The sequence below is a fragment of the Streptomyces sp. LX-29 genome (genome assembly GCF_029541745.1).
GTDB lineage: Bacteria > Actinomycetota > Actinomycetes > Streptomycetales > Streptomycetaceae > Streptomyces.
In genome coordinates this window covers 6706302-6732094 of sequence record NZ_CP089746.1, presented here as the reverse complement: position 1 = coordinate 6732094, position 25793 = coordinate 6706302, and the positions used below count along the sequence as shown (strand labels likewise).

At 68.7% G+C, this 25793-nt stretch carries 18 protein-coding genes; 7 read left to right on the top strand and 11 right to left on the bottom strand.

The window, feature by feature from the left end:
• Nucleotides 1–41: 41 nt before the first annotated feature.
• Nucleotides 42–689: a hypothetical protein gene (locus tag LRS74_RS28355; protein WP_277743646.1), complete on the bottom strand. Its 648-nt coding sequence runs from the start codon at nucleotides 687–689 to the stop codon at nucleotides 42–44.
• A 635-nt stretch (nucleotides 690–1324) separates the two neighbouring features.
• On the opposite strand from LRS74_RS28355, the gene LRS74_RS28350 reads away from it, so the two are divergent.
• The 3 genes from LRS74_RS28350 (at nucleotide 1325) to LRS74_RS28340 (ending at nucleotide 5898) form a co-directional block, all read left to right on the top strand.
• Nucleotides 1325–2671 (top strand): M23 family metallopeptidase, encoded by a 1347-nt coding sequence (locus LRS74_RS28350; protein WP_277743645.1) that lies wholly within the window; start codon nucleotides 1325–1327, stop codon nucleotides 2669–2671.
• 71 nt (nucleotides 2672–2742) lie between these two features.
• A complete protein-coding gene (locus LRS74_RS28345; RefSeq protein ID WP_277743644.1) occupies nucleotides 2743–4491 on the top strand; it encodes a hypothetical protein in 1749 nt (582 codons plus the stop codon).
• Between the two features lie 51 nt (nucleotides 4492–4542).
• On the top strand, nucleotides 4543–5898 hold the full coding sequence (locus tag LRS74_RS28340) for a peptidoglycan DD-metalloendopeptidase family protein (protein WP_277743643.1): 1356 nt from the start codon (nucleotides 4543–4545) through the stop codon (nucleotides 5896–5898).
• A 188-nt stretch (nucleotides 5899–6086) separates the two neighbouring features.
• Here LRS74_RS28340 and LRS74_RS28335 read toward each other — a convergent pair whose 3' ends face one another.
• A complete protein-coding gene (locus tag LRS74_RS28335; protein ID WP_277743642.1) occupies nucleotides 6087–9053 on the bottom strand; it encodes an AfsR/SARP family transcriptional regulator in 2967 nt (988 codons plus the stop codon).
• A 177-nt stretch (nucleotides 9054–9230) separates the two neighbouring features.
• Complete coding sequence (locus LRS74_RS28330; protein ID WP_277743641.1) at nucleotides 9231–9923, bottom strand: class I SAM-dependent methyltransferase; 693 nt, start codon at nucleotides 9921–9923, stop codon at nucleotides 9231–9233.
• Between LRS74_RS28330 and LRS74_RS28325 the strand changes: the two genes are divergently transcribed.
• Both LRS74_RS28325 and LRS74_RS28320 read left to right on the top strand, forming a co-directional pair.
• The gene (locus LRS74_RS28325) at nucleotides 9906–10379 is read left to right on the top strand and encodes a hypothetical protein (RefSeq protein WP_277743640.1); all 474 of its coding nucleotides are present in this window, start codon (nucleotides 9906–9908) and stop codon (nucleotides 10377–10379) included. The genes LRS74_RS28330 and LRS74_RS28325 overlap by 18 nt on opposite strands.
• Nucleotides 10380–10472: 93 nt before the next feature.
• Complete coding sequence (locus tag LRS74_RS28320; RefSeq protein WP_277743639.1) at nucleotides 10473–12035, top strand: hypothetical protein; 1563 nt, start codon at nucleotides 10473–10475, stop codon at nucleotides 12033–12035.
• Nucleotides 12036–12195: 160 nt separating this feature from the next.
• Here LRS74_RS28320 and LRS74_RS28315 read toward each other — a convergent pair whose 3' ends face one another.
• From LRS74_RS28315 to LRS74_RS28285, 7 genes are all read right to left on the bottom strand, one after another.
• A complete protein-coding gene (locus LRS74_RS28315) occupies nucleotides 12196–13158 on the bottom strand; it encodes a hypothetical protein (RefSeq protein ID WP_277743638.1) in 963 nt (320 codons plus the stop codon).
• Between the two features lie 16 nt (nucleotides 13159–13174).
• Nucleotides 13175–14029, bottom strand: coding sequence for a papain-like cysteine protease family protein (locus LRS74_RS28310; protein WP_277743637.1), 855 nt, complete (start codon nucleotides 14027–14029; stop codon nucleotides 13175–13177).
• Nucleotides 14030–14627: 598 nt separating this feature from the next.
• Entirely contained in the window at nucleotides 14628–16547 is a 1920-nt protein-coding gene (locus LRS74_RS28305) for a glycosyltransferase family 39 protein (RefSeq protein WP_277743636.1), read from the bottom strand.
• 40 nt (nucleotides 16548–16587) lie between these two features.
• Complete coding sequence (locus LRS74_RS28300; protein WP_277743635.1) at nucleotides 16588–17628, bottom strand: NlpC/P60 family protein; 1041 nt, start codon at nucleotides 17626–17628, stop codon at nucleotides 16588–16590.
• 117 nt (nucleotides 17629–17745) lie between these two features.
• On the bottom strand, nucleotides 17746–18228 hold the full coding sequence (locus LRS74_RS28295) for a poly-gamma-glutamate biosynthesis protein PgsC/CapC (protein ID WP_144384841.1): 483 nt from the start codon (nucleotides 18226–18228) through the stop codon (nucleotides 17746–17748).
• Nucleotides 18225–19562 carry a poly-gamma-glutamate synthase PgsB gene (pgsB, locus tag LRS74_RS28290; protein ID WP_277743634.1) on the bottom strand — a complete coding sequence of 446 codons (1338 nt, stop codon included), beginning with the start codon at nucleotides 19560–19562 and terminating at the stop codon, nucleotides 18225–18227. Before pgsB ends, LRS74_RS28295 begins: the two co-directional genes overlap by 4 nt.
• 13 nt (nucleotides 19563–19575) lie before the next feature.
• A complete protein-coding gene (locus tag LRS74_RS28285) occupies nucleotides 19576–21657 on the bottom strand; it encodes a HAMP domain-containing protein (protein WP_277743633.1) in 2082 nt (693 codons plus the stop codon).
• 676 nt (nucleotides 21658–22333) lie between these two features.
• Between LRS74_RS28285 and LRS74_RS28280 the strand changes: the two genes are divergently transcribed.
• A complete protein-coding gene (locus LRS74_RS28280; protein WP_277743632.1) occupies nucleotides 22334–23602 on the top strand; it encodes a hydrolase in 1269 nt (422 codons plus the stop codon).
• 423 nt (nucleotides 23603–24025) lie between these two features.
• Here LRS74_RS28280 and LRS74_RS28270 read toward each other — a convergent pair whose 3' ends face one another.
• Entirely contained in the window at nucleotides 24026–24715 is a 690-nt protein-coding gene (locus LRS74_RS28270) for an aspartate/glutamate racemase family protein (protein ID WP_277743631.1), read from the bottom strand.
• A 78-nt stretch (nucleotides 24716–24793) separates the two neighbouring features.
• On the opposite strand from LRS74_RS28270, the gene LRS74_RS28265 reads away from it, so the two are divergent.
• Complete coding sequence (locus tag LRS74_RS28265; RefSeq protein WP_277743630.1) at nucleotides 24794–25729, top strand: LysR family transcriptional regulator; 936 nt, start codon at nucleotides 24794–24796, stop codon at nucleotides 25727–25729.
• Nucleotides 25730–25793 lie beyond the last annotated feature (64 nt).

Genomic DNA, 25793 nt, shown 5'->3' with positions numbered 1-25793 from the left:
GCGGAACGGGCCGCGGAGTTCGCGGACGAACTCGCCGACGGTCAGCGAGTGGCCCACTTCCACGACGGCCCCGACTTGTAGATACCGATGCCGTAGGTCTCCGAGGCCCAGGCCAGTCGTGTGGGCGTCGGCTTCCCGGCCTTCGCGATGTACATCGAGCACAGTGTGCGCGTCTCGCCGATGTCCCAGCCGAGGTAGATCGATGCGACGGGGCATCCGCCCTCCTCGTAGCCGGAGTGGACAGTGGGTCGCTCCGCCACCGTGTGGCCGGTCTCGTCGTAGATCCCGATGCCCAGGTTGAGGTCGGGGTTGCCCGTCGAACTCCCTTCCTTGAGGGTGTACGTCACGTAGACGAAGTAGCCGGTCCCGCCCTCCAAGGTCCGGTCGTGGGCCACATAGTTCTCCAGCACATCGGGACGTGCCTTGACGACCTTCTGGGCGGCTATCTGGAACTTCCCGCTGTCGGACTCGTACAGCCCCGGCGCCGACTCGCCCATCGCCAAGGCCGGTTCCCACTGCGGCGTGTACTTCACAGCTGGGCTCTCCCCACCGGCCGCGGTCGTCGCTCGACCGTCCTCGGCCCCCAAGGGCTCTCGCGTCCCGCCGTCGCCGTCGCCGCCGCAGGCGGTGAGCGAGATTCCCAGCACGGCGGCCATGAGGCCGAAGCGGATGCTAAAGCGGCGATGCACAGGTTCTTCCCTCTGACCGATGTAGGTGACTCGGGGCAGAACGGCCTGAGCGCCGCACCTCCCCGTACCGTCCTCCCGGACGGCGTCGAGATTCTAGGCCCCCGAACATCCGAAGCCCGCTCTGTGCTCGGGAGGCCGAAGACGGCGCAATCACGCTTCGCGCGGCTGTGGTGCGCTTTCGGGCCGACCGCCTCCTCCGATCACCGAACCACACCGCCCGTCCGAAAGCTCGGGCGCGCCGCACACGGTGTGGACGTGGAGGACCGCCACCGTGCCCGTACAGCACATCCGCGCAGCACTGGCCCGCCCGTCCCCGCCCCATCAACGCCGGGGCCGGCTGGCTGGACCACGACTTCACTGGAATTTCAGTCCGCGCTGCCAGAGTGAAGGTCGGCACCAGGGCGGCGATACGGGGTCGCCGGTGGCATCGGGAACGACGCTCATGACCACCATCGTGAACCGCTCCGAACTGCACGCGCCAGAGACAACCCACATCAGCCGACGAGTTCACCCGGAACGCAGACGCCAGAAATCACCACACGACTGGCGCCGTTCTGCGAACCAAGCCACACCTTCACCCTTTTCATGTCGGTTCGTCACGGCCTTTTAGGATCCATCTCATTCCAAGGAGATGCATGAGAATCACACGGGTCGGCCTCCTGGCAGCGGCGGCGGCGCTGCTGCTCGCACCGATCACGCCCACGCCCGCCTCGGCCTCCGCCCCGGCTCCACCAGCGAAGGCGGCGGCCGACCGGCCGGACTTCCTGCTTCCCTTCCCCTGTAACAGCGTGATCGAGCTGAAGACCTACCGGGGTCATAACCCAGACGACAAAAAGATCGACATGTACCGGCAGGGCATGCGGGAGGGAAGCCCCGTCCTGGCCTCAGCCGACGGCTACGTGCACGAGAACTTCTCGCCGGGCGGGCTGGAGATCAGGCACGGCGGCGGATGGTTCACCACGTACATGCACATGACCGGCGTCGCGAAGGCCGGCACGTGGGTCAAGCGCGGCGACGTGGTCGGCTACATGGGGGATGTCGGATCGGAAGGCAGGCCGCACCTGCACTACGAGCAGCTCTACAACCCCGCCAGCGACCAGGACGCCGACAACCAGCACATCGTCAACCCCGTCCTTCAGGGGCGGGGGCCGTTGGTTATGGACCCCGACAACCCGATCACCATGACCAGCACGAACTGTGGTGTGTCCACTGGCAGCAGCCTGTTCGCCCAGTCTCCAGACCGTTCCGGTGTGTTCCAGTGGTCCGGCAACGGCACCGCGTGGAACAAGGTCGGCGGGGCGGCGGGGACACTGTACGCGGGCGGAGCGGGCCTGTTCGCCACCAACCCCAGCAGCGGGGACCTGTACAAGATGAACGGGCCCAACAACTGGAGCAAGGTCGGCGGACCCGGCAAGACCTTCGCCGTCACCGGCAACAGCCTGTTCGGACTCTCACCCGACGGCAGCGCCGTCTTCCAGTGGACCGGCAACGGCACCACCTGGAACAAGGTCGGCGGGGCCGCCGGAGCCCTCTACGGCGGTGGAGCCGGCCTGTTCGCCACCAACCCCAGCAACGGGGACCTGTACAAGTTCAACGGGCCCAACAACTGGAGCAAAGTTGGTGGCGCTGGGGCACAGTTCGCCGTCACCGGTAACAGCCTGTTCGGACTCAGCCCCGACAAGAGCGCCGTCTTCCAGTGGACCGGTAACGGTACCGCGTGGAACAAGGTCGGCGGCGCTGCCGGAACCCTCTACGGCGGTGGAGCCGGCCTGTTCGCCACCAACCCCAGCAACGGGGACCTGTACAAGATGAACGGGCCCAACAACTGGAGCAAAGTCGGTGGCGCAGGCCACCAGTTCGCCGTCGCCGGAGACGCGCTGTACGGCTTGTCGCCCAACAGCGACGCGGTCTTCAAGTGGAGCGGCAACGGCACGACCTGGCACAAGGTCGGTGGTCCCGCCTCCTTCATCGCGGGCCGGTAGCCGGCGATGTCACCAGCTGACGGGCCCAGGCCGCCTGGGCTGGGCCCGTCCGCTCTTTCCTCTGGAGCCACGTGTTCTCACGCATCACCCTGGCTGCTGCCTTCGTCGCGGTCTCACTCGGGATGTTCCCCGCCGACGCCGCCCCGGCACCTGCCCGACACCTCGCCACCGCCTCCGCGAACACCGACTCGGTGACCACCGGAGACTTCGTCCGGGTCTACAACCCCGGCACCGGGGAATCACAGCCCTGGTACATCAACGACCACGCCTTCATCCGTGACGAGGCCACCGGGACCTGGCACCTGTTCGGCATCACCCACGCCGAACCGGCCGACCCGGAGAACGAGGACTCGTTCGCGCACGCCACGGCACCCAGCCTGCGCGGGCCATGGACCAAGCAACCCATGGCCCTGACGGTCGACCCCTCCTACGGAGAGTCGCACCTGTGGGCACCGCACGTCGTCCGCTCCGGCTCCACGTACTACATGTTCTACGCGGGCGGGCAGACCATCGGCGACCCGTCCAGGAGTCAGATCAACCTGGCCACCTCCACCGACTTGATCCACTGGGAACGGAGGCCCGGAGGGCCACTGTTCCGTGACGGACACGAAGCACGCGACCCGATGGTCGTCCGGGTCGGCTCCCAGTGGGTCATGTACTACACCGCCACCGAGACGGCCACCGGGGGACGCAACATCGTCGCGTACCGGACGAGTCCGGACCTGATCACCTGGAGCCCCCGCAAGACCGCGTTCACCGCCCCCGGCGACGGCTGGACCGAATCCCCGTACGTGACACAGCGCAACGGCCTCTGGTACCTGTTCATCGGCGGTTCCGCACCGGCCGACTATGTCGGGGCCGAGGTGTACGCCAGCTCCGATCCGCTGCACTTCACGGCCACCGGCCAGGTGGGCCGCTTGCCGTCCCACGCCGCCGAAGTCGTCACCGACCGCGACGGGAGCCAATGGCTCAGCAGCGCGGGCTGGGGCACAGGCGGAGTGGACCTGGCACCGCTCACCTGGCGGGCGCGGCCCTACACCCCGCATCATCTGTACGCACTGAGCCCCGACAAGAGCGCCGTCCACCAGCGGACGGCCGGAAACTCCTGGACGAGGATCGGCGGACCGGCAGGCACACTGATCGGCGGCGACGGTGGCCTGTTCGCCACCAACCCGACCACTGGCGACATCTACAAGTACAACGGCACCCCGGACAACTGGACCAAGGTCGGCGGACCCGGAGCCCAGTTCGTCGTCACCGGCGGCACACTGTACGGGCTCAGCCCGGACAAGAAAGCCGTCTTCCGGTGGACCGGATCAGGGACCACCTGGACGAGGATCGGCGGACCGGCCGCCACGCTGTACGCAGGCGGCGCCGGCCTGTTCGCCACCAACCCCAGCAACGGCGACATCTACAAGTACAACGGCACCCCGGACAACTGGACCAAGGTCGGCGGACCAGGAAAGACCTTCGCGGTCACCAACGAGGCACTGTACGGCCTGTCGCCCAACGGTGGTGCGATCTTCAAATGGGCCGGGTCGGGCACGACCTGGAGCAGGGTCGGTGGACCGGCCGGAACCCTCTACGGCGGTGGCGCCGGGTTGTTCGCCACCAACCCCGGCAACGGCGACATCTACAAGTTCAGCGGCGTACCGGACAACTGGTCCAAGGCCGGTGGTCCCGGGAAGACCTTCGCGGTCACCGGTGACCGGCTCTACGGGTTGAGCCCCGACAAGAGCGGCATCTTCCAATGGTCCGGGTCAGCGACCTTCCCATGGACCAAGATCGGCGGACCCGCCGCGAGCATCGCCACCGAATAGCGATCGCCCCACTTCCCTCTCCCCTATCGCACCCCCGTCCCAAGGAGACGCATGAGGATCACATGGGCCGGCTTCCTGGCGGCGGCAGCACTGCTGCTCGCACCGATCACAGCCCTCCTGCCCGCCGCCCCGGCGGCGGCCGCGACCACCGCAACACCCCCGGCGGCGAACACCAAGGTCGCCACCGCTCCCCCCTTCCAGCTGCCCATTCCCTGCGGGCAACGGTGGACGACGTCCACGCACGATGGACACGCCAGCCAGTACATGGTCGACATGGTCTCCGCCGGTGGAGCCACTCAGGGCACACCCGCCCTGGCCTCGGCAGGCGGACGCGTCGTCACCTCACAGTTCGACAGTCAAGCCGGAAACTTCATCGTGATCGACCACGGCGGCGGCTGGCAGACCCGGTACCTGCACCTGGACCGGCGCGACGTCGCCGTCGGCAACGACGTGGAGCAGGGCCGACAGATCGGAACCGTCGGCAACACCGGCAGCTGGACCACCGGGGCGCACTTGCACTACGAGCAGAAACTGAACGGCTCCGTCGTACAGGCCACCATTGGCGGGCGCCTCGTTCCCGTCACATGGGAGTACAACCAGCACTACGAGACCAGCGGCAACTGTGGCGTGTCAACCGGCAGTAGCCTGTTCGCCCAGTCCCCGGACCGTTCCGGCGTCTTCCAATGGACCGGCAACGGCAGCAGCTGGATCAAGGTCGGTGGACCGGCGGGCAGGCTGTACGCGGGCGGCGCCGGTGTATTTGCCACCAACCCCGACAACGGGGACCTGTACAAGATGAACGGGCCCAACAACTGGAGCAAGGTCGGCGGACCCGGCAAGACCTTCGCCGTCACCGGCAACAGCCTGTTCGGACTCTCACCCGACGGCAGCGCCGTCTTCCAGTGGACCGGCAACGGCACCACCTGGAACAAGGTCGGCGGGGCCGCCGGAACCCTCTACGGCGGTGGAGCCGGCCTGTTCGCCACCAACCCCAGCAACGGCGACCTCTACAAGATGAACGGGCCCAACAACTGGAGCAAAGTCGGTGGCGCTGGGGCACAGTTCGCCGTCACCGGTAACAGCCTGTTCGGACTCAGCCCCGACAAGAGCGCCGTCTTCCAGTGGACCGGTAACGGTACCGCGTGGAACAAAGTCGGCGGCGCTGCCGGAACCCTCTACGGCGGTGGAGCCGGCCTGTTCGCCACCAACCCCAGCAACGGCGACCTCTACAAGATGAACGGGCCCAACAACTGGAGCAAAGTCGGTGGCGCAGGCCACCAGTTCGCCGTCGCCGGAGACGCGCTGTACGGCCTGTCGCCCAACAGCGACGCGGTGTTCCGGTGGACCGGTAGCGGGACGGTGTGGCACAAGGTCGGCGGACCCGCATACTCCATCGCGGGCCGGTAACTGACGTCACTCCAAGTGGCCCACCGGAGCTCTCCGCTGACGCGAGGGTTTCGGTGGTCCGCTCTTCTACGCCGTCGATCACCGCTTCCGTCAGCCCTTCAGATCGCCCCCTCAGCCCTCAGCGCGCCGCCCCGCCGCCCCGCCGCAGCGGTGCGCGTGCGCCGAGCCGGGGCTCCATCGCGGCGGCGTCATGCCGGCGTCCTCGGGGGGCTGGAGCCGCCGGGGCCTGGTTGTCCGCTGCGGTGCAGGCCGTCGATGGTGCGGGCGAGTTCCCCGGGGTCGGTGCAGGAGCGGGCGATGGCCCGCTCATACCGGTCGCGCGCCTGGGTGAGGTCTTCCGTCGCGGCGTGGCGCCAGCCGAGCCGGTTGCGGATCTCGGCCTCCAGCCTGGTGCCGGACCGTTCGCCGACCGCCGCGAGTGCCCGGCGGTGGAGTTCCTTCGCCCCGGCCGGGTTGCCCAGGCACTCCTCGGCGGTGGCCAGTCTGCCGAGGACCGCGGCGTACAGCGGGATGTCCCTGACGCGTTCGGCGAGTCCGGCGGCCCTGCGGAGCGAGTCGGCAGCCTCCGCGTGCCTCCCGCGGTCGAGCTGGAGGGTCCCCATGCGGAACAGCGTCTTGCTCAGGATCCTGGGGCTGCCGATCTTCTCGGCGAGGACGACCGATGCGGCGTAGCAGTCGTGGGCCTCTTCGTGCTGCCCCACCTGATGGTGGATGGCGCCGATGTTGGCCAAGTACATGACAGTGGGCCAGTCGTCGTCCACCTGGGCAAGGCCCGCGGATTCAGCCAGGAGCGCGGCGGCCTCGGCCGGTTCCCCTGCCGCATTGGCGAAGATCCCGAGGGAACCCAGGGCCCGGGCCTGCTCCATCAGGTCTCCGGTACGGCGGCTGATCTCCAGGGCATCCCTCAGCCAGCGGCGCGCCTGCTCGTACTGGCCCTGCAGGCCGAGCGCTATGCCCATACAGGTGCGCAGTTCGGAGACCATCCGCTGGTCGGTGGCCTGCTCCGCCAGCGGCAGCGCGATCTCGATGGCGGCCCGGCACTCGTGGTACCGGCCCTGTCGGGTGAGGTAGTCGCACAGCCCCTCGGCGAGCCAGCAGGCGTCGTCCACGTGCCCCACGGCCGCCGCATGGCCGACCACGTCGACCAGCTCGTAGCCCACCGCGTCCAGCCAGGCCGAGGCCTCCTCCCAGTCCGCGAAGGGCGCGGTGTCCGGCCGCGGGCCGGCAGGGAAGGCAGAGGGGCCCCAGTCGCTCGCGCGGCGGGCGGCGGCCACGTAGAGCCGTAACACCCCGGCCCGGGTCGCAGCGACGTCCGCGGGGTATGCGGCGGCGAGGCGCCGGGCGTAGACCGCGACCAGGTCGTGCAGGCGGTAGCGGTCCGCGGACACCTGCTGGACAAGGCTTGCCTCGACCAGGCTCTCCAGGGCGCGCTCGGCGTCGGGTGGCATGAGGTCGAGCATGGCGGCCAGCGTCAGCCGGTCGAGCTCCACGGTCGGCGACAGGCCCAGCGCGCGGAACGCGCGCCGTTCGATGTCCGGGAGGTGGTCGTAGGAGACCCGGAAGGCCGCCTCGACGCTGCGGTCCTCCACGGCGAGCTCGCCGAGCCGGTGCTCGTCGTCAGCCAGCCGGGCCGCCATGCGCTCCAGCGCCCATGAGGGGCGGCTCTGTATCCGCGCCCCGACGACACGCAGGGCCAGCGGCAGCCGGCCGCAGAGGCGGGCCAGCTCGCGCACCGCCGCACGCTCGGGATCGGAGCCCGGATCGCCGACGATGCGGGTCAGCAGGGCCACCGCCTCGTCGGTGTCCAGCGGCGCCAGCGAGATCCTGCGGTCGGCGTCCAGTCCGGTCAGTCGCTGACGGCTGGTCACCAGCACGAGGCTGCCGGGCCCGGCGGGCAGCAGCGGGCGCACCTGCTCGGCAGCGGATGCGTCATCGACCACCAGGATCAGCCGGAGGTCGGCGGTCGCGGCCCTCCATGACGCGGCCAGCCCGTCGAGGTCCTCCGATGTCTCGTCGTCGCCTTCGCCGGTATCGCCGACTGCCCGCAGCAACCGGCCCAGCGCGCGGTGCGGGACCGTTGGCTGCCGCCCCTCGCGATGACCGTGGAGGTCCACGAACAGGCAGCCGTCCGGATAGCACTCCCGCATCGCACGCGCGGCGCACACCACCAGCGCGGTCTTGCCGACCCCGGCCATGCCGTCCACCGCGCGGACCGTCACCGTCTGCTCATCGGCCGGCGCAAGGAGCATGTCGAGCTCGCGGCCTCGGCCGGTGAACCCGCCTACGCCGACTGGTAGTTCATTGCGCACGCGTCGGAGCGGGTGAGCAGGTGCGGGCCGCCGGTCCGTCGACTGGCGCGGTCGTGGCGACGCGCCGTCCGTCGTCCGGTGCGGCCGTGGCGACGCGCCGAGAAGGAAGGCTTCATCAGCGCGCAGCACCGCCTCGTGCACCCGCCGCAGCTCACCGCCTGGCTCCGCGCCCTGGTCCCTCACCAGACGGCGGCGCACCTTGGCGAAGACAGCCAGCGCATCAGCCTGCCGGTTGCCGGCGTAGAGAGCACGCATCAACAGGGCGGCCAGCGACTCGTTGTGCGGATGCGTCTCGGCCAGGGCGTACAGCTCTCCCACGACCTCGGCTTGGCGGCCCAGCCGCAGCTGGCACGCCACCTTGTCCTGCACCAACGCGAGCCTGTGCTCCGTCAGCCGCAGGCGCTCTCCCTGGGCGAAGGGCCCAGGAATCCCGGCCAGGGGATCGCCCCGGAACAGCTCCAGGGCGGTGGACCACGCCCCCGCCGCGGCGTCCAGGTCACCGGAGTCCCGCGCGGCGTGCGCCTCGGCGACGATCTCCTTCAGCCGAGCCACGTCCATCCAGACGTTCTGTGGGACGAAGCGGTAGCCACCGCGGTCGGTGACGATCACGGAGTCGGAGGGGCCGTCTCCCTCACGGCCCAGACGTTTGCGCAGCTGGTGCACGTAGACCGGGATCACCTTGGCACCCGTGCCCGGCGGCTCCGAACCCCATACCCCGTCAAGCAGCTGCTGTCGGCTGACGGTCGTGCCCGGCCGCAGCAGCAGCGCCGTCAGCAGAGCCTGCTGGCGAACCGGGCCGAGCTCCAGCTGCACGCCGCCGCGCCAGGCCCGGAGCGGACCGAGCACTGCGAACCGGAGCCGGCTGCCACCCGCTGATAACTTCCCGCTCGATGACACGCTGGGCAGTATAGGATCCCCCACTCACCCAGGACATGGCGCACGTCAGGTGGACGGGTGGCCTTCCCCGCACCGCGGCGACCAGGAAGCGGCCGACGGCCAATGCGCGGTGCGCGCACGGCGAGGTTAGTCCCTTCTACGGACCGCGAGAATCATCCCGCTTGAATATGCGAGCTCAGCGCAGACGAGCCGGCGATCACTGAATAGTTGATCACGGATAGTCGCGAGACCAGCACCGCTTGGGGAATTCGAGGCGCCAGGTAACCCCATATCATCGATGAGCAGTTTTCCACCTGGCCTCAGTGCGGCCACAGCATCGCAGAGCCTTCTGTTCTTGGCGTCTGGGACATCAAGGAAGATTAAATCGAAGGCCCCCATGGTTGGGACGATCTCTAGCGCGTCACCAGCAACGATGGACACCCATTCCGGCCATCCGGAATTCGCCACGAACGCGGCTTGAACAGGGTCGATCTCGATGCTTACCACTTCGACATCGTTACGCTCCCCTAGGCCATACACGACCCAGGCGAGCCCGAGACCAGCCCCCGTGCCCAGTTCCAGCACACGACCATATCCAGGAACCGCAGACGCCAGCACTGAAATAAGCGCACCGACCTCAGGGCGTGACGATTTGGAAAACCCCAGCTCTCGCGCACGACCATATGCGTCCGCCACGGCAGAGGGAATCGAGACGGCCGCCTGTGCGCCGAGGCTCCGCCGCACCTGCTCCACTTCGTTGATCCCTAGTTCACGATCAAAGGCCAGGCTTACATACGACTCCAGCCCAGGAGAACCGCAGGAATGATCCCGCTGAGACATTTCCACCTCCATGCAGCACCCATTCGCACCCTATTCCAGAATCAGCCGTTCAAGCAAGGAGGCCCCGACGTCATCAAACAATTATCCCCTCCAGTTTCGATCCTCCCCAAACCCCTCCTCAATAAGCGTGAAAACACAGCACTACAGGCGAATCTCTCGACCACCTCGACCCCTTTGGTTTCACGACCGAAACCCATCAGTCATATTTTTTCGGTGAACATTGACGGGCGAACGCACGCAGGGATACGTTGCACACAATCCAGCGACTCCAAAGAATCGAGCACGGTCATGACCAAATCACCCAAGGGGCGCACCCGTGTCGTTCTCGTGTTCAACCGCGAGGTGACCGAAGAAGAGCTGGAAGCAATCCAGGCCCAGCACGATGCGACCAGCGCTCTACTGGAACCTCAGGCGGTCGGCCACCACCACGATCACGACGACCTCTTGCCGGAGTAATTCCCCAGTGCGTCCGGGATCCTGCCGCGCTCAAACAGAGCGTGACAGGATCCTGGACCCCGCCGAACATGAACTCCGAGGACAGGCAGGACGATGGTCGAGCAGACAACTGGGAGCGCATCCTCCATCCTGGAAATGGCAAGTTTTGATGGAGTACTGGCACGGGGTAGGCCATTTGGCGACAGTGCCTACATTCATGAGCAGATGCATGCCGCCTTCAAGCGCCGACTCGCGAAGATCGGCGGATCCGTCTCCGCTGCCCGTCGGCTCCTTACTCGCCTGGAAGAGGCCGGAGCGGAGCAACAGTACAGGGCATTGGGCGACCCACTCGTGCGTCGGGTAATCCAGGAGATTTTGGCGCAGCAAAGGACTGGAAGGCCGGTGGTCCTGCCCTTCGACCTTTGCGTGGAGGTGCTCGATACGGCGGCTCGATGCCTTGTGAATGATGTCGTGAGCATCCCTCTTCACGGAGCCACCACTGATGCATGCTGGCTTGGTCAAGAGTCCCGCTCAGCGTGGATCTGGAGCTCTGAAAAACTCGACGATCTCACTGGTTACGCATTCCGTAAAATCATTGAGCATGAGTTCGGCGGGCCGCTTTGCGACCCTACTCCCGGCGAGATCGCCACGCTGCAAACATCCGCGGAACTCCTTTCGGAAATCCTGCCCCAGACGTCACGGAGTGCCCTGGAGCACACTCATCTCATCGGAATCACTCCGGGAGTCGGAGGGTGGGAGAGGAGGTCGTCAAGTTCCCAATTCAGGGTGACAGGCGCGATCTTCCTGAACAGGAAGCTCCTCAAGAACCCTTGGTGGGTCGCCGAACACCTGCTCCACGAGTCGCTGCACCAGAAACTCTACGACTTCCGTCACGGCCATTCCCTGCTGGCTCAGGATCTCCAAGAGACCCCTGAGAAACACACCGAGCACCATTCGGTCGAAGGTCGCAAAATGGTGTCGCTGTGGAATTCACCAGGGGTTGAGGAGTTGAACCGCTGGGACACGCACCGCGCCCTAGCGGCGTTTCACGTCTATGTCCATCTGTCGCTCTTCTGCACACTGGCCGAACGGCGATCAGCGGAACTGCAGGACATTTACGGCACGCCAGACGTCCCATCCCCTATGACCCCCTCCCGCAAGGCATTTGAAAGGGCTCATTACCTGGCAGAGAACCTTCATGGACTCTGTTGGGAAGAACTGGGGCTAGCGGGCCAGTGGATGACCGAGTGGCTGACGTCCATCCTCGACGCCATGAACCCTTTCCCACCCCCTCCAGGAGCCTCGCTTCATCTACTTCTCGACCGATACACCAGGGAGGCGCGCAAAGTTCAGAAGAGGTCGGGCGCAGGCATGGCAGATCGCCTGGGAGACCTTCTGGTGTCCGAAGTGAGCACGGTTCAGGCTGTACTGGCATCGATTGATGCACCAACGGAAATCCAGGAATTGGTGTCCAGCCTGAAGCCGGGCCCCGAGCAGAGCAAAGGAACGGCGTTCCCTGACGCTCGGTTCCGCATCGCAGACACACTGTTGCGGCTGACGCCGGACGGATACAGCCTTAACTCACTGCAGGCGGCTGCCGGAGATCCCCCTGACGAGATGGTACGGAAAATGGTGGAAGCCTCCAGCAGCGAACTCGCACAGGCAGGTTTCAGCTGACCAGGCTGACGCGTCTCCCACTTGATGTCCGCGAACGCGGGGCAGCAGCTTGCCTGGACCACGGCGTCGCGGGGAGCCGTGCGCGCGTCGCGCTCCTCCCTCGACGAACTCGGGCGCCCGCCCACTCCCGGTGGGCGGGCGCCGGTCCGACGCGGAAGGATCAGCGCGCGGAGGCCGTCCGCCGGCGGTGTACGTACACCGCCGAACCGCCGACCGCCGCCAGGGCGGCAGCCCCGGTGACGGCGACCGGCTGCCAGGACGCCTCGTCCGCCGCCGGTCGCCCGGAGGTGGCGGCCGCCTGGGTCGGCTGGTCCTGCGTGAGGTCGGTGTACCCACCGGCCTTGCCCTTGCGGTCGTACGCGGAGCCGGGCAGCTTGTCGCCGTACCGGGCGGACACCAGCTTCCGGTAGGCGGCGAGGGTGATGGCGCGCTTGCCGCGGAGACCGGTCTTCGCCTCTTCGTTGAGCGGCTCGACCATGCCTTCGGCGGTGAGCCGGTACCAGGCGTGGATCTGCGGCTCGGTGAAGACACGGGCCCGCGCGGTGCCGCGTTCGGCCAGGGTGAGGTCCTTGTCCCCGTCCCGGATGCCGGCCAGCTGCCAGCCCTCGGCGCCGGGTTTCCGCAGGGCGCTGCCCGTCGAGGAGGGGTTCCCCCGGGGCGCGAGCAGTACGGAGGCCGAACGGCCGTCGGAGGCGTTCACCCGGGAGGCCAGATAGGAGAGGCGCAGCGCGGTCTGCGGGGTGGTCCGGGCCTTGCCGGCCACGAACTCGGGGCTGATCTCGAACATCGGCACCGGATCCTTGAGCTTGAACCGGGGCCGCGCGGCGGGAGCGACTGCTGCGCTGTCGGGGCCACCCTGGGCGCCGCCGTCCGCGGCGGCGGGGCCACCAGCCTGGCCGGTCTGCACAAGGAAGCGGGAGACGGTGTCCCGAACCTGGTCGCTGCGTAGGGTCTGCTGCGCGGACTGGTAGCCCGCGATCCCGTCGCCTTCCGCGCCCTGCGCGGAAACGCTCGCGCACAGGGTGGCGGCGACCGCGGTGGTGGCCAGGACGGCAGCCCGGACCGCTGTGCGCTTGATGCGCCACATGGTGTGCATGGTGTGCATGGTGTGCATGGTGTGCATGGTCGGGGTCCTCTCCTCAGCCCTGGATGCCGACCCGGGAGTGGGTCCACTGGAACGAGTTGTTGTTCACGTAGGTGGAGTAGTTCCACCAGGTGTACGTCTGGGTGGTCTGCCAGGGGTCGCCGACCGCGATCATGTTGGTGGCGCTGTCGTAGCCGTAGATGACATTCATGTGGCCGCCCCCGCTGAGCCAGCCGAACCGGACGGCGAATGGCCGGCCTGCGGCGATCTCGGCACTCGACTCGCGGAACGACGCGTTGCGGTACAGGCTGCGGCCGCTGTTGCTCAGTCCCAGCTTGGCCAGGCCGTTGGCCATGTCCTCCAGTGTCGCCGGCTGGTTGTTGCAGTCCACCCACGTTCCCTGGGCGGCGAGTTGGCAGAACCGCTCCTGGGTGACGCTGCGGCCCCAGTAGTTGGCGATCGTCACGCCCGAGGCGTCCCAGCACCACTGGGTCCTGACCTGCTTCTGCATGGCGATGTTCAGGGACTTCGAGGTCGTGGGGCCGGAGTCGGGCTGGGTGGGCTTCGGGTTGGGGGTCGAGCCGCAGACGGGCAGGCCGGTGGTGCTCTCGCGGATGAACGCGTCAGCGATGTAGTAGGAACCGGTGTAGATCCACCGCGCGTTGTTCTCCACGGTGTCCCCGGTGGTGCGGCAGGACATCTGGATCCGGTCGCCGACTCTCGAAGAGCCCTTGATCTGAGCCGAGAGGGACGGCTGGGCCCGTTGGTTGACCGTCCGGAAGTTTCCCTGCCCGCCGTAGACGGTGCCGCGGTCCACATCGGCCTGGGCGAGGGCACCCAGGCCGAACAGCAGACCTCCGGAGAGAGCCGTGCCGATGGCGGCTATCAGGGCCTTTCTACGGCGGGACATGCGACGTCTGTGCATCGTGCTCCTTGAATCCGAGTGGGGGGTAACCCGCGGGACGGACCTGTGGTCCGTCCGGCTGTGCAGGCTGCTGCATTCGGCGCTTCACGGCTGTCATGCAGCTGCCCGGCCTTTACTTCCGCGACCGGGCATATCGGACTGCTTTCCCCAGTTGGATGGGGTGCCGGGAATCCTGCCAGACGGAAAGTGCGATTTGAACAAGGTTGCCTTACGCGCAAAGTTGACACTCATTCAACCACCAGGAGAAGTTGCTCTGATGGGGCGTCAACTAGCCCGATCCCCACGCGACTTGGACGAAAGCCGGGTGGCCGGTCCGGCCCGTCTCGACCGCTCGGCGAAGCGTAGGCTTTACTTTAATTTGACATTCCTCGACCGTCGTTGGACGCCTCACCAAAGAGCCGAATCACCGAGCGTGCATGCCGCGTGACCCTCCACTCATTTGTGCCACCGGAAACAGATGAGCTCGCACATGTGAACACGCAGAGGCAGAACCTCAAGGGCGCCTTATCCGCGGCTTAAGGGACGGATAAGGGAGGCCCCCGCGACCCCACAGAGGAACCTTTCACGCTCCGAATTCACGAGGTCATTTGCTCCCGGCGCAGTCGTACAGGGTGAGGCTTCCGCCCGTGCCCCGACCGTAGGCGCTCGGAGGGACGGGGGTGCAGCTCTTCTTCACCCAGGCCGATGCCGGTGTGGACGGGCGACGTGTGGTGAGAAGGGCGTAGCGCAGTTGGTGGGTGGAGACCAGGTCTCCGAGCTGTGGTGCGGTCGGATAGGGGGTCAGGCCGGTGAAGCCGCCCATGACCAGTATGGGTTGGGGGGTGGCGCGCAGCAGGGGCTCGGCGCCGTAGGCGGCTTGGGTGGCCAGCAGGTACTTCTCCCCGGAACGGTGCGCGGAGAGGTAGTTCAGCAGTGCGGTGTCCCGCGCGGACGGTTGGTTCAGGGGGAATCGTGGGATCTTGGCCGGGCGGTGGCGCCTGTCGTCGTAGCCGGGTCCGACCGGTCCGGCCAGTGGCTCCATCGATGAGCCGGGGTACCGCGGGTGCAGGCAGGATGCCGCCCAGACGGCCGGGGCGAGCAGTACGGCCGTCAGGGACGCCGCGAGGGCGCTGTGCACCGCCCGTCGCGTGGTGTGCGGCCCGCTGGTCCACAGGCCGACGGTCCCGCACAGGCCGAGCATCAGCACCACCGGCAGTAGCCAGGGTGCGAACTCGCTGTGCGGGCCGTGAACTGCCGCGGCCCATAGGGCGGTGAGCCCGACGGCGACCGGAAGCGCCGCTCGACGTCGGCCACCGGCGCGGTGCTCGGCCCAGAAGAGGGCGACTCCGCCGCCGGTCAGCGCGGCGAGGGCCGGGGCCAGTACGGTCGTGTAGTAGCCGTGGTTGCCGTTGGAGTTGCTGAAGACCACGATGTGCACCGCCAGCCAGCCGCCCCAGAGCAGGAACCCCGCCCGCGGCCCGTCGGTGCGCGGTTGTCCGGTGCGCCACCACACGCCCAGCGCCAGGGCCAGCACGGCGAGCGGCAGGAGCCACGCGATCTGCGGGCCGACGGTCTGGTTGACCACCATGCTCCAACCTGTGTTCCCGGTGGTGCGGCTGGCGGCTGTTCCGGCGACGGCGCCCAGTGCCTCCGGGTCGTCGCCGAAGCGGCTCAGCCCGTTGTAGCCGAAGACCAGGGTGAAGGGGTTGTTGTCGGTGGTTGCGTCGATGTAGGGGCGGTGGGCGGCGGGGACGACCCATACCAGCAGAGGCCACGAGCAGGAGACGACGAGAGCGGAGATCCCGCCGAGCAGCAGCCGCCGGACCCGGTCCAGCCGGGAGCCGGGAGCCGCCAGTTGGTACACCGCGGCGAAGACCGGCAGGACGAGCCAGGCTTGGAGCATCTTGGCCTGGAAAGCCAGCCCCACCCATGCCCCGCAGACGAGCAGCGGCAGCAGCCTCCCGGTGCCGATGGCCTTCTGCAGCGATCCCGCCGCGAGCACCAGCAGCAGGACGAGCAGAGTGTCGGGGATGTTGTGCCGGTTGAGCGCGACGGTGACCGGGGTGAGGGTGAGGGCCAGCGCGGCGAGCAGCCCTGCGAGGGGGCCGGCCCAGGCACGGACGATCCGGTGCAGCGCCCAGACGGCGAGTACGCCCTCCAGCACCTGCGGCAGGACCACCGCCCAGGTGTGCGGTCCGAAGAGCCTGACGGAGAGGGCCTGCGGCCACAGCGCACCGGGGATCTTGTCCAGGGTGATCGAGCCGCTCGGGTCGAGCCCGCCGAAGACGAAGGCGTGCCAGTCCGCCGCCATCGACCGCACGGCCGCGCTGTAGTAGGGGTGCACAGGGGAACGGCCGATGGCCCAGGCGTAGAGCACCGCGGCAGCCGCCAGGATCAGCAGCAGGGCGTATGACTCCCGGCTGATGGTGGTCCGTCGACGGCGCTTGGCGCGGCCGCGGCGTCTGCTGATGTGCGAGGGGCGGCGGCGGTCGGTGGGGTCCCGGGTGAGGAGGGGGGTGTCCATGGGGGGTCTCTCCTAGGGCTGCGGGTTGGGGGCGTCGGCTTCACAGGCGGCGGGCCGTGCGGAACCCCTGGGCGTAGAAGCCATGGCCGTCGAGCGTCGCGCGGCCGGCCAGGTCGCCCATGGTGGGCCCGTTGGCCCGCGAGCGGCTGGAGTAGAAGCGCGGGTGCCCGTCGGTGTCCGGCCCCATGTACATGCCGACGTGGTCGATGCTGCGAGGCCGGCCACTCTCGATGGCGAAGAAGACGAGGTCGCCGGGGAGAAGCGGGCTGATGTCGTCAGGTCGTCGGCCGGTGTTCGGGATCAGCAGCACGCCGGGGGCCCGGGAGGCGATGGCGTGGGCCCGGCGGGGCAGACCGACCCCCGGCCTGTTGGTGGCGTGCATGGGGTAGCCCATGCGGTAGCCCCAGACCAGGCGCATGAAGCCGGAGCAGTCCACGTCCCCGTAGCGCTTCTTCTCCGGGTGCTTGCGGATGCCGTCCGGGAAGCTCCAGGGAACGCCGAGGTAGTCGTAGAAGTCGGACTTCTCATCGCGGGAAAAGGACGACGTCGGCGACTGCCCGGGGAGGAGTGGCCCGAAGTGGGCCTCGCCGGCGTAGCGCAGGCCCGATGCGGTGTGCCGATCGCGCGCCCCGTCGCCGTACTGGAACGCCACGGCGAAGACGTCCGGACCGCGGTCGGCCAGGGCCTTGGGGAACCACCCCCGGAACCAGCGGGTCCGCTCCTTGCCCTGATTCCATACGCCGTCCATCAGCCGTACCCAGGCGTCGCTGCGCACCACCGCGTCGGTGGTGCGTGGCTCGCTCCAGGTACGGGTCGGGCCGGCCAGCAGCACGGTGCGGGCTCCGTCGGTGAAGGTGGCCAGCACGCGGCCGTCGGCGGCGCGAACCACCGTACGGGCGGGCGCGGCGCGGCGCTCGAAGCGGTAATCGCCGGTCGGCACCGAGTCGTCACCGTCCGCCGCGCCACTTCGGGAGTGGTCCCCCGCGCATCCGCCGGCCGCTCCGGCGACGGCCAGAGCGGTGGCGGACGCCAGGATCTGACGGCGGCTGGGCCTGCCCGTCGGGGTGGGGCTGGTGCCCATGGTGACCTCCTCTACGTACGGATCTCGGTGCGTGTGGTTCGACGGGCGCGTGTGGGCTGATGGGCGGGTGTCGGCTCGACGGGCGCGTGTGGGCTCGACGGGCGCGTACGGGCTCGGTCAGCCGACGGGCAGTGCCCCCATCAGCAGCCCGGCGACCAGCACCACATACGTGCCGAGGGTCACCGCGGTCGTGGAGATCACGGTGGGCGCCACCGGCTGGCGCACCAACTGATAGGCGATCAGGCCGGGCACGATGAAGCCCAGCGTCTGGGCGGTGTGAAGCAGCGGGAACTCGCGCTGGAGGGCGAGTATCACCGTGGTCTGGAGCAGTACCGCGGACAGCACCACGGCGGCGAACAGCCGCTTCCCGTAAAGGATCACATGGCGCTGGAGGACCTTGGTCGTGAGGAAGGTGAGCGCCATGACGCCGATCATCAACGCGGCCTGGACCACATCGGTGACGAGGGTCAGCGCCAGCCAGCCGGGGGTGACCATGCCGCCGGGAGAGAGGTTGGTGGTCAGATAGCAGACCAGGGAGAAGACCAGTCCGAGGGCGATCCCCAGCGCGGCGATCTGCGGAGTGATGACGACGGGGATCACAGCGGGTTCCTTGCGGTCTCGTACCGGGCGTCGGCATGGGCGGCGGAGAAGCCTGGGACGTACGGGCCGGGCGTCGGGTCGTTCAGTGGCGCCACCCAGCTGTACGGCTCCGGCTCGGGCGGGTGCGCGATCGGAAGCGGCTCGTCGGCGTCGTCCGGGGGCAGCATGCCGAGATGTTCCAGGAGCAGCTCGCCCTGGCCGTGGATGTTGCCGATGGCCACCAGTGACGAATTCGGGGCCAGTTCGGTGAGAATGGCCCGGGTCAGCTCCTGCGCGTCGCGCCGGTCGCCGCCCAGCTCCACCACCCGGCCCGACGACCAGCCCGGTGGGATGCCGTCGCGGGCGCTCTTGGTCGGATGCCCGATGAGGAAGACCGTCTCCGGGGCCAGGTCGGGGACGATCGCTCCCATCTGCCCATTGCGTTCCACCCGGTCCGGGCGACAGTTGATGACGACGTTCAGCGGGCGACGGATGGCACCGAGCTGCTCCAGCTGACGGACGTTCATCAACGTCGACTCGGGGTCGTTGGCGGCGAAGACATTGGCGAAGCGCAGCCGCTTGCCTTGCGGCGTGCGGTAGCGCTCGACGGTGAGCACTCCGGGATCCGGCGGTGCGGCCCACATGCCGCGCAGTGCGGTGGCCCGGTCCACACCGAGCAGCCCCGCCACTGCCAGCGCGATGGCGACGTTCTCCTTGAACGTGAACCAACTGAACCCGCGCAGCTCCTCGTCGGTCACCGACTCCGGATCGACCGCGATCAGGCGGCACCTCCGCTTGTCGGCCTCCTCCTTGAGGATGTGCAGCCGCTCCTGCTCAGCGGTGACGCAGACCCCGCCGACCGGCATCGACCGGGACAGCGAGCGGGCCACATCGTCCAGCGTCGGCCCCATCTCGGCGAGGTGGTCCTCGCGGACGTTGCACAGCACGCCGATGGTGGAACGGATCAGCTTCTCCTGGTTGACCTCCTGAAGCGCGGGCATCACTGCCATGCACTCGATCACCAGGGCGTCAGGCCGGTATGCCGCCGCGCGCCGAACGATACCGATCTGCTCGACGACGTTCGCGATGCCGAACTTCCGGTACACCGGCTCCTCTGTGGCATCCGGGTGGATGAAACGCGCGGCGGAACCGGTGGTCTTGGCCACGGTGACCAGGCCACCGCCGCGGAGCGCCCCCGCGCACAGCCGGGTGATCGAGCTTTTGCCCCGGATGCCGTTGACGAGCACCCGAGTGGGTATCTGTGCCAGCGCGGCGTAGTGGCGCCGCTGCTCCAGCACGCCGGCGACCAGCAGCACGGCGCAGCTCAGCAGGAGTACAACATAGAGGAACAGCACGTGAGTTGGTCCTTTACCGTGACGGCGCGCTGCCGGAATGGAGCGGTGGGACAGGGGCAGCGGCCGCGCCGGCTTCCGCGCCGCGGTCCCGCTCCACCAGCGCCTGCCGGAGCAGTTCCAGACTGCGAGTGACCGAGCCGCACTCGTCGTGGTGGACCGGGTACAGCACAGTGCGGCGATCGCCTTCGGCCAGCCGTTCCGCGCATCCGGTGAGGGTGCGCAGCGGTCTGACCACCACGATGTGCAGCCAGCTCAGGCAGGCGGCCCCCATGGCCAGGGCGAGCAGCCCGGCCAGCATGGTGTGTGCCTGGAGCTCGTATGCCGCCAGTTTGAGCGCGGCGGCAGGCTTCGCGGAGACCACTCGCCAGCCGAGTGCGGCGGCGGGCCCCGTCTGCGCCATTGGCGCGGCGGCCGCGACCGACGGGCCCTGGCCCGGCGCCCTTCCCCCGTGGAGTACGGCCGATGCCGGGCTGCCCGCGCCGCCGGGTGCCGTGTCGGTCCTGGCCGCCAGACGGGTGAGGCCCCGGCTGGGAAGAGCCTGGAAGGCCTGGAAGCGGACGCTCGCCGCGAGCACCCTGTGGCGCTCGTCGGTCAGCCACACCCTGCCGAGCCCGGACCGGGCGACCAGGTCGTTCAGCGTGTCCACGCCGATCTCCGCGACGACTACGGCCGGGGCGGTGTCTTCGACGTTCGCGTCGTTCTCGGCCTTACCGTTCTCGGCCTTGCCGTTCTTGGCCTTGTCGTTCTTGGCCTTGTCGTTCTTGGCGGTCTTGATCTGAGCGTAGGCGGCGACCGCGGGGGTCTTGCCCGAGGTGTTGACCTGGGTGATTCCGTTGTCGGACGGCGCAGGGCCGGAGGCGCGCAGCGGCTCCTTGCCCACCCGCAGCACGATGGCGCCGGTGTGGTCCAGCACGTACAGCGATCGGTACGTGGGATGGTCGGCGCGCTCACGACGCAGAAGCTCCGTCGCCCGCTCCCGTGGCACACCGGCGATGGCCGATGCCATCGCCGTGAGGTCGGTGTAGCTCTGGCCGAGGGACTGCCGCACCCGGTCGGCGGCGGATTCGGTGCGTGCCTGCTGGTCGGCGACGACGGCTTGCGGTGCGGCCTGCGCGGCCGGTACGCGGTTGAGGAGGAAGAGCAGCGGCACCCCCCACGCGGCGATCACCAGTGCGCAGACGAGGACCAGAGAGCGGAGACCCGGGCGACGGCGCGTCGGCCGCACAGGCTCCGGTCCCGCCTCGCCGAGCAGTTGGCGGCGTATCGACTCCAGCGCCCGGCCGGCCCTGCCGGGCTCGCCGAACGCTCCGGCAGGCACCGGCCGCGCCAACTCCTCCCGCGCCTCGGGCCTGCCGTCGGCGCCTCTGGCCAGCCGGGCGGCGGAGAGGTACAGCCGCAGCAGCGGACGCTGCACGGTGCTCCACAGCACCAGGGTGACCAGCATGGCGATCACCGCCAACGCGCCCGCGGCCGTCATGGCGAACCTCGTGTGGTCGGCTCCGCCCTTCGTCGGGGGCACATCCCTGAACGTGAGAACCGTCAGCCCCAGGTCGGAGGTGTCGTCCTCGCCGTCCACCCCGGCGACCGATGCCCAACCGGCGACCCTGCGCAGCCCGTCGTGTCCGTCATCACCGTCGCCGAGCATGCTGCCGGAGGCGTCGCCGGTGTGACCGGCGTCCGCGGCAGCGGAGGACAGGGCACGGTCCTTGGTGTCGGGCGGCAGGGCCGCACCGGTGGCGGCGGAGGAGGCGAGCACCTTTCCGTCCCGGTCCACTATCTGACCGGTGCGCCCACCTCCGTGCACCGTGAGGGCCGCGACCTCTTCCGAGACGACGAGCAGGAATTCGCCCGCACCTTCGCCCTGTTCCCTCACCGGGCCACGCGCGTGGTCCTGGTTACGGTCCGCGGCAGAGACAGCAGGGACAGCCACCCGGGCGAAGAACAACAGTCGCGCGCCCGCGCCAACCGGAGTGGCCAGCCGGGGCGCTATGTCGGCCGTACCGGAGCGCGCCAGGGTCGGTACGTCCACCCCGGTCAGCGGCACCGCTTCACCGCTGGCCGCCAGCGGCCTGCCGGTGCGCGGGTCGAGCAGCACACCTCCCCGCACAGGGGGACCGGCTGCGAGGAGGGACCTCAGTATCGCCTTCGGAGCACCCTTGGCGGGGGCGCCGACGGACTCGGCGGAACGACGAACCGCCCTCGCCCTGACGCCGATGGAGGTTCCGAACGAGTCGGCGGCGTCCTCGGCGATCCGGCGTTCGGCGTCGCGTACCGCCTGGGGTACAGCTTGTTCGTGAATGGCGCCCAAGCCGAGTGTGGGGAACACGGCAACTGCCAACAGGACGCACAGCAATGCGGCGATCGGCGGGCGAACACCTCCGAGCAGAGGCATGTCTGCGCGGCGTCGAGCGCGATGTCGACGGGGCGCATGGGAAATCGGGTGCAGGGCAGCGTCCTCTCGGCTTTTCGTGGGGGGAAGGCCGTGCGGCAACTCGATGCAGTATCGATACTGCGTTCACACGATAATCACAAGCCTGTTGGTGCCGCATCCTGCGCTCAGAGGTGTTTCCACTCGCATACGGTCGCGGCAACGCCGGCCGTGCGACCGCGACGCCATCGGGCGCGAAGCCGACATTGTGTGCACTTCAGGACGGTCCGATGGCAACCCATCATCAATCGTGCAGAGGTGATAACTCCCCAGTAAAAGCAGGCAATTGAATTGGCTATGGCAAACTGCCTATACGATGGGCCGCCAGCCGATCGCCGGGCACGTGGCGATCACCATCATGGAGGCGGGGCTGCCCATGAAGCACGCGAAGCACGCACGAAGGCACAGGAGCCGGTTGGGCGCCCGGGTCGCCAGCACCACGGGGGCACTGGCCGTCATCCTGGGCGCCGGGGTCGGGTCCGCTGCCGCTGAGGAGAACGCCAGCGGGGTGGTGCCCATGGCCACGACGGCTCCCCTGGACGCAGCGGAAGCCCCGGGCCAGTTGACCCTCCCGGCCCCGACCGGGCGCTATGGTGTCGGAACGGTCGACCTCCACCTGCGCGACTCGTCACGCATGGATCCGTGGGTGCCCGGACAGCAGCGGGAGCTGATGGTCTCGCTGTGGTATCCGGCCACGCACACCGGCAACTTTCCCGCTGCGAAGCTCCCGGTCAGCCAGCAGGTACTGCCGGGCGGGGTGACCCTGCCCACCACCGCCGGCCACATCGGCGCCCCGGTCGACGCCAGGGCCGGCAAGCTGCCGGTGCTGCTGTACTCGCCCGGGCTGCACGGCCACCGGGGCCAGGCGACGACGCTGGTTCAGGACCTGGCCAGCCGCGGCTACTTGGTCGTCACCATGGACCACACCCACGATTCCAGCGACGTGCTGTTCCCCGACGGGCGGCATGAGGTCAACCTCATGCCGCCCGGTTCCAAATCGCGCCACACGATCGACGTCCGGGCGGCGGACACCCGCTTCGTCATCGACCAGTTGGTCGCGCTCGCCCGCGGCGACAACCCGGATGCGGAGAACAAACAGCTTCCTCAAGGGCTGTCCGAAGCCGTGAACACGAAACGTATCGGGATGTTCGGCTCGTCCCTCGGCGGAGGCGCGGTACCCGCGGCCATGCAAGCCGACTCCCGGATCGACGCCGGAGCGAACCTGGACGGCCAGTTCTTCGGAACGTCGATCAACAAATCGCTCGACCGCCCCTTCCTGCTGTTCAGTTCCGAGCGTCACAACCGCGACACCGATCGGAGCTGGGCACGGTTCTGGAGACACCTGCACGGAGAGCGACTCGACCTGAAGCTGCGCGGCTCCGGGCATAATTCCTTTGTCGACCACCAAGTTCTGTTTCGCCAGGCGCCGGGCGCATTCGGGCTGACCCTGCCCCAACTGGACCAGATACTCGGCACGATCGACCCCAACCGCTCCATCGCGATCCAACGCACCTACCTCGCGGCCTTCTTCGACAAGCACCTGCGCCACCGGAGCGGCCACCTACTCGACGGGCCCTCGCGCCATTACCCGGAGGTCGACTTCATACGCTGAACCGACCGGAGGTCACGTCATGGCCAGACCGGCTCGGCTTCGCGCAGCGTGCCGCTCGCCTGCGCCCTCGTCATTCTCGGTGGTGCCTCGACCGATTGAGTTCGGACGTCGAGCCCAGCAGGTGAGCCGGCGATGACGACGTGACGGCCGCCCTCCGGGAAGTGCTGCACGAGCCAGCCGGCGGTGCGGGTGTGTCCTCCTTCCTCCGCGACGAGGGCGAGCGTGGCACCTGCGCGAGTACGCCATGCCCCGGTCGCTCGACGAGTTCAAGGAAGCCGACCCGCATGTCTGGGCTCTGCGGCGCCGGGAGCCGCGGCTGGCCGCCGATGTGGCCTTCGGCATCCGGGCCACCCAGTGGCTGGAGGACCGCTGCTCCGCGTCCCTGCTCGGCGCCTGGCCTGTGGGCGGGCCGGGATGCGTGCTTCATGCCAGGGCGAGGTCGACGGCGCGTTCGACGTGTATGCGGGTCGAGTCGAAGACGGGCAGCGGACTGTCACGCCGGCCGATCAGCAAGGTGATCTCGGTGCAGCCCAGGATGACCGCCTCGGCGCCGCGTGCGGCCAGCCGGTCGATGACGCGTCGGTATGCCTGCCTGGATGTCTCCTCCACGCGGCCGCGGGTCAGTTCCCGGTAGATGACGTCGTGGACGAGGGTGCGGTCCGGCTCGTCGGGGACGATGACGTCGATGCCGTGGCTGAGCATCCGGTCCCGGTAGAAGTCCTCCTCCATGGTGTAACGGGTGGCGAGCAATCCGACGCGGCGGTGTCCGTGACGCAGGACGCGCTCGGCAGTGGCGTCGACGATGTGGACGAACGGGACGTCGAGGACGCCGGTGATCGCATCGGCGACCCGGTGCATCGTGTTGGTGCACAGCAGGACCAGTTCAGCCCCTGCCCTTTCCAACGTGGCGGCTTTGGCGGCCAGATGGGTGCCGGCCCGGTCCCAGGCACCTGCCCGCTGCATCGCCTCGATCTCGGCGAAGTCCACGGTGAGGAGCAGGCTTGGGGCGCAGTGGTGCCCGCCGAGCCGGGAGCGGGTCACCTCGTTGAGGATGCGGTAGTACTCGGCGGACGATTCCCAGCTCATGCCGCCGATCAGGCCGATGGTTCGCATGCCATCCAGCCTCACAGCGCGACGTCCTCTTAACCAGCCCTTGACTTGTTGGCACAGACCCAAGCAAAACTTTGATCCATGGACGCCCGACGAATACTGATCTTCCGCGAGATCGCGCGCACCGGGTCGATCGCGGGCGCCGCCCGCGAGCTCGGCTGGACTCAGCCCGCGGTCAGCCAGCACCTGCGCATGCTGGAACGGCAGGCCGGAGTGGCTCTGGTGGTGCGCCAGGCGCGCGGGGTGCGGCTGACCGAGGCCGGGCGGGTGCTGATGCGGCACGCCGAGGCCCTGGCCGCTCGGCTGCGCGCGGCCGACGAGGACATCAACGCCCTCGCCGACCTGCGCGCCGGCGTCGTACGCGTGGCGGCCTTCCCGTCGGCCAGCGCCACGGTGGTCCCGCGGTCCCTGACCGTGCTGGCTCGCCGCCATCCCCACCTGGATGTGCGCCTGCGCGAGGCCGAACCACCCGAGGCGCTGACCATGGTGTCGTGCGGCGAGGTCGACCTGGCCGTGATCTTCGCGTACGAGGAGGTGGCCGATGCCGAGGGCGACATCGTGCTGTCCCGCCTGCGGACCGACCCGCTCCGGATCGTGCTGCCTGCCGCCCATCACCTCGCCGGTGCCCAGAGCGTGGCGTTGGAGCAGCTGGCCATGGAACGGTGGATCGCCGGCTGCCCCCGGTGCACCGAGTACCTCACACGCATCTGCCAGGTCAGCGGCTTCACCCCGGACATCCGACACGAGACCGACGACTACGTCGTCACCCAGGCACTGGTCGCCGGCGGCCTGGGCATCGCGCTCTTGCCGCAGCTCGCGCTCGACGCCTTCCACGACCACCGAGTCGTCACGGTCGACCTCCCCCGGCCGATCCAGCGGCACCTGTACCTGGCTCACCACCGTGAGGCGCAGCGGACCCCGGCGGTCGCCGCTGTCGCCCAGACGCTGCGCAACGCCTGGGCGAACCGGACCGGGGAGCCGGGCGCACACGTCGCGGGCGAGGACGGTCAATCATGATCGGCACCAGCCCGGCGACGGCCCGTCAGTCCATCCGGCGGCCCTTTCGGCACGTGGGGAGGAA